This is a genomic window from Halomonas sp. LMYGS-3 (assembly GCF_059509875.1).
Genome location: NZ_JCAKFQ010000056.1, coordinates 1 through 6,853 on the forward strand (window position 1 = coordinate 1; position 6,853 = coordinate 6,853).

At 63.4% G+C, this 6,853-nt stretch carries 7 protein-coding genes and 1 pseudogene; 7 read left to right on the plus strand and 1 reads right to left on the minus strand.

Annotated elements, in window-relative coordinates:
* Positions 1–141: 141 nt before the first annotated feature.
* On the minus strand, positions 142–915 hold the full coding sequence (locus AC5W54_RS22265) for a M15 family metallopeptidase (protein WP_495964288.1): 774 nt from the start codon (positions 913–915) through the stop codon (positions 142–144).
* Between the two features lie 186 nt (positions 916–1,101).
* Between AC5W54_RS22265 and AC5W54_RS22270 the strand changes: the two genes are divergently transcribed.
* The 7 genes and pseudogenes from AC5W54_RS22270 to AC5W54_RS22300 all read left to right on the plus strand — a co-directional run.
* Positions 1,102–2,055, plus strand: a complete 954-nt coding sequence (locus AC5W54_RS22270) for an Rpn family recombination-promoting nuclease/putative transposase (protein ID WP_495964289.1) — start codon at positions 1,102–1,104, stop codon at positions 2,053–2,055.
* A gap of 96 nt (positions 2,056–2,151) precedes the next feature.
* The gene (locus AC5W54_RS22275; RefSeq protein ID WP_495964290.1) at positions 2,152–2,670 is read left to right on the plus strand and encodes a GNAT family N-acetyltransferase; all 519 of its coding nucleotides are present in this window, start codon (positions 2,152–2,154) and stop codon (positions 2,668–2,670) included.
* A 377-nt stretch (positions 2,671–3,047) separates the two neighbouring features.
* A complete protein-coding gene (locus tag AC5W54_RS22280; protein ID WP_495964291.1) occupies positions 3,048–4,826 on the plus strand; it encodes an SLC13 family permease in 1,779 nt (592 codons plus the stop codon).
* A gap of 21 nt (positions 4,827–4,847) precedes the next feature.
* Positions 4,848–5,687: a 3'(2'),5'-bisphosphate nucleotidase CysQ gene (cysQ, locus tag AC5W54_RS22285; protein ID WP_495964292.1), complete on the plus strand. Its 840-nt coding sequence runs from the start codon at positions 4,848–4,850 to the stop codon at positions 5,685–5,687.
* A gap of 76 nt (positions 5,688–5,763) precedes the next feature.
* Positions 5,764–6,012, plus strand: a complete 249-nt coding sequence (locus AC5W54_RS22290; protein WP_495964293.1) for a hypothetical protein — start codon at positions 5,764–5,766, stop codon at positions 6,010–6,012.
* The gene (locus AC5W54_RS22295; RefSeq protein WP_495964294.1) at positions 5,999–6,403 is read left to right on the plus strand and encodes a type II toxin-antitoxin system VapC family toxin; all 405 of its coding nucleotides are present in this window, start codon (positions 5,999–6,001) and stop codon (positions 6,401–6,403) included. The genes AC5W54_RS22290 and AC5W54_RS22295 overlap by 14 nt, the downstream gene beginning before the upstream one ends.
* A gap of 312 nt (positions 6,404–6,715) precedes the next feature.
* Positions 6,716–6,823: pseudogene (locus tag AC5W54_RS22300) on the plus strand (sulfate adenylyltransferase subunit CysD); the annotation flags it as partial.
* Positions 6,824–6,853 lie beyond the last annotated feature (30 nt).

Genomic DNA, 6,853 nt, shown 5'->3' on the forward strand with positions numbered 1-6,853 from the left:
GATGTCTGCATGGGCCCTCCGGCATCGTGTTTCTTTGGCGAGCAACAACATGCCAGCCCATGCAGACTTTTTTCAATGCTAATATCCTGTTTTTCTTATCTATTTCGTGGGGAGGCGCCAGGGTCTGACCCCGCAGAGGGGTTAGCCGAGCTGGCGGCGCCAGCGGTTCTCGATGGTGTCGAGTTCGGCGGGGCCGTAGATGGCGCGGTCGTGGCCGCCGTAGCGGGCCCACAGCTGATCGCCGAGGTCGTAGTGCCACCACTCGCTGGGCAGGTTGGTGAAGCCCTGGTCGAGCATCACGCTGTAGAGCAGTCGGCGGTGGTCGCGGGCGCGTTGCTGGCGGGCGTCGAGCTCGCCGAGCCGCTCGAGGTGGTCGGTGTGCGAGGCGGGCACGGCCTCGTCGAACAGGGTGCCCATGTCCAGCGCCAGGCCGTCGCCATCGCACAGGGTGACGTCCACGGCGCCGCCGGTTAGGTGTGGGCTGGGGGCCTGCGGGTCGCGGCTGGGCACCGAGATGAATTCCCGGGTGCGCTCGAGCAGCTCCGCCTCGCCGGTCTCGGGGTGGTGGGCGCGTAGCGCCTCGCTGAGGGTCTCGAAGAGGTACTGCTGGACCCGCCAGGGCCGCCAGCCGTCGAGCACCACCAGGCCGAAGCCTTCGGGCAGGGCACGGGCGGCGGCCAGCACGCGCCGGTAGACCCCCTCGCGCACGAAGCACTCGGGCACCGCGCCGGGAACGCCCAGCCGGGCGTAGGCCGGGTAGACCCGGATCGGCCAGGGGGCGAGGCTCATGGGCACCAGCGGCTCGCCGCAGTCGGCGATCGGTATCCGGTTCACCCGGCTCCAGTCGGGCTCGGCACGGTGGGGGATCGCCGGACAGGCGGGGAGCGGTTGTGGGGCGACAGGGCGGTTCGGCATCGGGTCATCCAAGGGTGGCGGGTAGCCAGAGCGTCAGCGAAGGGAACAGGATCAACAACCGCAGCGCGGTCAGCACGAAGGGCCAGAGGGTCTTGAACAGCGAGACGGTCTCCAGCCGGCTCACCGTCGCGGCGACCACCTTGCGTTATACTCGGTACGCAAGCGTACAGGGATGTTACCGACGACATGGCCCACCACGACAACGGCTACAAGCTCCTATTCTCGCATCAGCGGATGGTGCGTGACCTGCTCACGGGCTTCGTGAAGGAGGAATGGGTCAAGGAGCTGGACCTGGATTCCCTGGAAAAGGCCAGCGGCTCCTATGTCACCGACGAGCTACGCGACCGCGAGAGCGACGTCATCTGGCGAGTGCGCTGGGGCGATAGCTGGCTCTATGTCTATTTGCTGATCGAATTCCAGAGCCGTGTCGATCGCTTCATGCCAGTGCGCATCATGAGCTATCTGGGGTTGCTCTACCAGGATCTGATCCGGCAGAAGGCCGTCACCCCCAGTGGCAAGCTGCCACCGGTGCTGCCCATCGTGCTCTACAACGGCGAACGCCGCTGGAATGCCGCACTCGACATTGGCGAGATGGTCGAAACGGTAAGCGGCGGGTTGGAGCGCTATAGCCCGGCGCTGCACTATCTGCTGCTCGACGAGAAGGCCATCGTCAACGACCCGGCCTGGCCCGACGAGACCCGCAACGTGGTGGCAGCGCTCTTCAATCTGGAGCACTATCGAGGAATCGATGAAGCGCTGGCGGTGCTGGGCCGCCTGGTCGAGTGGCTCTATGCAGAGCGGCAAGATGAGCTACGCAGCGCTTTCACCAGCTGGTTGAAGCAGGTGTGGGCCAAGCGTCAGGCGCCGGAGGACGAATGGCAGGAACTCGACCGGCTCGAGGACTTGAAGGAGGTGTACCGCATGTTGCACGAACGTACCGGGCAGTGGCCGCAGCGTTGGAAGCAGGAAGGGCGCGAGGAAGGGCGCGAGGAAGGGCGCGAGGAAGGGCGCGAGGAAGGACGGCGCGAAACCGCCCGCAACCTGATCCAGACCACCGAGCTGGACGACGCCACCATCGCCAGCGCCACCAACCTGCCCCAGGCCGAGATCCAGGCGCTGCGTCTCGAGCTCAAGCACTAAGTCCCCCTGGGGGTCAGACCCTTCAGTAAAATTTGGGGTCAGACCCCTAAGGGGAATTAAGGGTCTGACCCCTTCGTCGTTGGTAGAGATAGCTCCATGCAGATAGTGCAGATGACGGAGGCCGATTTCCGGCGCTTCTGGCCGACCTTCAAGTCGGTGGTCGAGGCGCGGGAGACTTACGCCTTCGACCCCGACCTCGACTACGAAGACGCCTACACGCTGTGGTGCGAGCTGCCCCAGTTCACCTACTGTGCCAAGGAGAACGGCGAGGTGCTGGGCTCGTACTACCTGAAGCCCAACGCCGCGGGCCCGGGGAGCCATATCTGCAACTGCGGCTACATGGTCGCGCCCGAGGCGCGGGGCAGGGGAGTGGCCAGGGCGCTCTGCCTGCACTCCCAGGACCTGGCCATCGAGGCGGGCTACCTGGCGATGCAGTTCAACGCCGTGGTGTCGACGAACGAAGGCGCCATCAGGCTGTGGCAAGCGCTGGGCTTCGACACGATCGGCACGGTTCCCAAGGGCTACGACCACGCCCGCTTCGGGCTCGTGGATACCTACATCATGTACAAGGCGTTGCGCCGGGAGCCTGGCGACGCCTCAGGGTCAGACCCCTAAGCAAAATTTGGGGTCTGACCCCAAAGGGGATTTAAGGGTCTGACCCCCTTTTGCGAGCGGCGCCGCGGGAGCTCGGCCATGGAGCCTGGCGGCGTGGTGACGTAGAATGCTCCGATTCCAATAACGTTACCGCAGGGGTGCCGAGCCGAGGCTTGGTGAGGGACGAAGAAGGGGGCGCAGGATCGCCACCCCGGCATGACATTGTTTCATGCTTGCCTGACAGGGCGCTTTCTGGCTTACCTTGTTCTCGCCGCCTGCTCGCCCGCGGTATTCCAGGCGTGATACAGGGCATGGGAATGCGCCCGGCATGATCCCCGGGCGGTAGCGTGCCTGCCTGCCAGGCCATGACCCACGGCCATGAAACGAAGCGACACCCCTTGATCGATACGCTACCGACAACCGCCTGGCTGACCCTGGGCACGGTGCTGGCCGTGCTGGGCACGCTGGCCGCCACACGCATTGCCCCCGACGTGATCCTGATGGCCGCCCTGGCCTTCCTGGTGATCAGCGGCATCCTCACCCCCGGCGAGGCCCTGGTGGGGTTCTCCAACCCCGGGGTGATGACCATCGCCACGCTCTATGTGGTGGCGGCAGGGCTCAAGGAAACCGGGGCGATTCAATGGCTGGCCTATCGGCTGCTCGGCCAGCCGCAGCGCCTGCGTCAGGCACAGCTGCGGGTGCTGTTGCCGGCCTCGGGCCTGAGCGCCTTCATGAACAACACCACCGTGGTGGCGATGTTCATTCCCGCCGTGCAGGAGTGGGCCGGGCGCCTCCGGCTGCCCCCCTCCAAGCTGCTGCTGCCGTTGAGCTATGCGGCCATTCTCGGCGGCACCTGCACGCTGATCGGCACCAGCACCAACCTGGTGGTGGATGGCCTGCTGCAGAGCGAGAAGGGCATCGCGCTCTCGATGTTCTCGCTGGCCTGGGTCGGCGTGCCGCTGGTGCTGGTGGGCGGCGGCTTCCTCTATCTGTTCGCCGACCGCCTGCTGCCCAACCGCCAGGGCGTGCTGGAGCAGCTCGAGCAGGCCCGCGAATACGCCGTCGACGTGATGGTCGACGACAAGGGCCCGCTGGTCGGCAAGACCATCGCCGACGCCGGCCTGCGCCATCTCAGCCACGGCTACCTGGCCGACATCGAACGCCACGGCCGGCTGCTCACCGCGGTGCCGCCGGACACCGAACTGCAGGCCGGCGATATCCTGGTGTTCATCGGCGCCCCCGAGTGCGCCCGCGAGCTGCGCCGCATCCATGGCCTCAAGCCCGCCGGCGGCGACGTGCACAAGCTCGATATCGCCCACCACCACCGCTGCCTGGTGGAGGCGGTGATCGGCCCCGACTTCGGCGGCCTGAACCAGACGGTCAGCGAATCGCGCTTTCGTTCCCGCTACCAGGCGGTGATCCTGTCGATCTCCCGGCACGGCAAGCGACTGTCCGGCAAGCTCGGCGACATCCGCTTTCAGGTGGGCGACACCCTGCTGCTCGAGACCGCCCAGGACTTCGTCGACCAGTACCGCTACCGCAAGGACTTCCTGCTGGTCAGCGGCCTGCACGACTCCACGCCGCCGGACTTCCGCAAGGCCCCCGTGGCGCTGGGCATCCTCGGCGCCATGGTGGCGGCCAGCGCCAGTGGCCTGCTCTCCATCCTGGAAGCGGCGCTGCTGGCCGGCGGCGGCATGCTGATCACCCGCTGCGTGCCGGCGAGCAAGGCGCGGCGCTATGTGGATCTCACGGTGCTGATCGTGATCGCCGCCTCCTTCGCCCTGGGGGCGGCCATGACCAAGACCGGCGCCGCCGCCCAGATCGCCCAGTGGCTGCTGTTGATCGACGACCTGGCCCCCTGGGCGGCCCTGGCGCTGGTCTACCTGATGACGGTGGTGTTCACCGAGCTGATCACCAACAACGCCGCCGCGGTGCTGATGTTCCCCATCGCCATGGCCGTGTCCGAGCAGTTGGGCGTGAACTTCCTGCCCTTTGCCCTGGCCATCATGTTCGCCGCCTCGGCCAGCTTCATGACCCCGCTCGGCTACCAGACCAACCTGATGGTACTCGGCCCGGGGGGCTATCGCTTCACCGATTACCTGAGGCTGGGCGCCCCGCTGAGCCTGATCGTCGGCGCCACCGCGGTGGGGCTGATACCGCTGGTGTGGGGGTTTTAACCGAAGCCCGAAGGAGTAAAAGTGACCCATTTCGTAACCAACGAACTGCGCGCCCGCCTGCTCGAGGGCGTGCATACCGCGGGGCGCGAGGTCCTGGCGATCTACGCGCAGGACTTCGCGGTGGAAACCAAGGACGATGCGAGCCCGCTGACCGCGGCGGACATGGCCTCGCACCATGCGCTGGTGGCGCTGCTCGAAAAGTGGGCGCCGGGCGTGCCGGTGCTCTCCGAGGAATCCGGCGAGATCCCCTTCGCGACGCGCCGGGGCTGGGAGCGCTACTGGCTGATCGACCCGCTGGACGGCACCAAGGAATTCATCAACAAGAACGGCGAGTTCACCCTCAACGTGGCGCTGGTCGAGCAGGGCGTGCCGGTGTTCGGCATCGTGCATGCCCCTGCAGTGGGAGGAGCGGGCGGCACCACCTGGGTCGGCCTGGTGGGTGGGGAGGCCTTCAAGGTGAAGAGGGGGATCTACTCCCAGGTGCGGGTGCGCGAGCTGCCCGACCCCGACGTCGCGCCCTGGAAGGTGGTCGGCAGCCGGCGCCACGGCGCCGCCGAGTTCGAGGCCTTCTGCGCTGCGCTGCCGAATCACGAGCGGGTTTCCATGGGCAGCTCGATCAAGCTCTGCCTGGTCGCCGAGGGCGCGGCCGACCTCTACCCGCGCCTCGCCCCCACCTGCGAATGGGACACCGCCGCCGCCCAGGCCGTGGTCACCGCCGCCGGCGGTGAAGTGCTCGACGCCAACACCCTCGAACCGCTGCGCTGCAACCGGCAGGAGAGCGTGCTCAACCCCTGGTTCATCGCCTGCGGCCAGCGGGATGAGCGGTGGGAGAGGGCGCTGCGGGCCAGCCTCGAGCGGTAAGATATCTCCTTTGGTTCTCAACGTGTATGGACTAATCTGAGAGCTGTAGTGGCCGATACAGATAGAGGGTGACACTATGTATGCGGTGGAATTCGAAACCGATATCACTAGTAGATATCTGGAAATCAAGGATTATGAAAAATTGGCCAACAAGCATGCCAAGGTCATTATCCTGGTAGAGGATGATTCCGGTGCCAACCAGAAGGCGGGGGGCACACTTGAGGAGTTCGAGCGTATCAAGGCGAAACGCAAGCATCTGCCAGCTGTCGATAAAGATATCGATATTGATGCCATTGCCAATGAGGCAAATCGTGATATTTTTTGACACCAATGTCCTGGTTTATTTTTCCATCAATCAAGATATGGAAAAGCAAGCGTTGGCTGATGAAAGAATTCAAGATGCACTGGCTGATAATAGGTTGATAATCTCACCGCTGGTGATGGTGGAATACATCTTCGTGTTGGCGAAGCTGAAGCAGCTTGAATATCAAGGCGAAACGCTATCCTTTTTTCAGAACTTTGTGCAAGGTTCGCTTGATGGTGATGACGTGCGTGGCGCCTATGAGTTGTGTTCTATCATCAATGGCTGCAAAAGTATCAACGATGTGATTCATCTGAAATATGCCGAACGCCATTGTGAGAAGATTATAACATTTGATAAGGATTTTAATCGGTTCGGCCCTCACGCCTCGATTGCCATAGAGATTCTCTCTTGATTGTCGCAAGTCGTGAGCTACAAGAAACACACACGTAGCAGTATTGGGTTTTCCGGATTCTTGATGAAGATGATTGAGGGAAGTGAGCTGAAAATCCTTTCTCAGGCTCAGGAATCGAGCATGGAAAAGCTATGGGGCAATGACGAGGATGAGGTTTGGAACGATGTGCCAGTCCGGTGATGTTGTCCTGCTCCCTTTGATCAGCTTGTTGATTGATTTCATCGTCCTTTGATTATTGTCTTTTCTTAACTCTTAATTCTCAATTCTTCCAGCTTCCAGCTATCTTGAACCCTGAATTCATCTGGGATCTCGATGTCTGAAATACCCCCCGAACGCGCCACCCACCTCAAGCAGCTCGAATCCGAGTCGATCCATATCATCCGCGAGGTGGCGGCGGAGTTGCGCAACCCGGGGATGATGCAAGCGAAATGATCGCCTTCTGCATGGCCG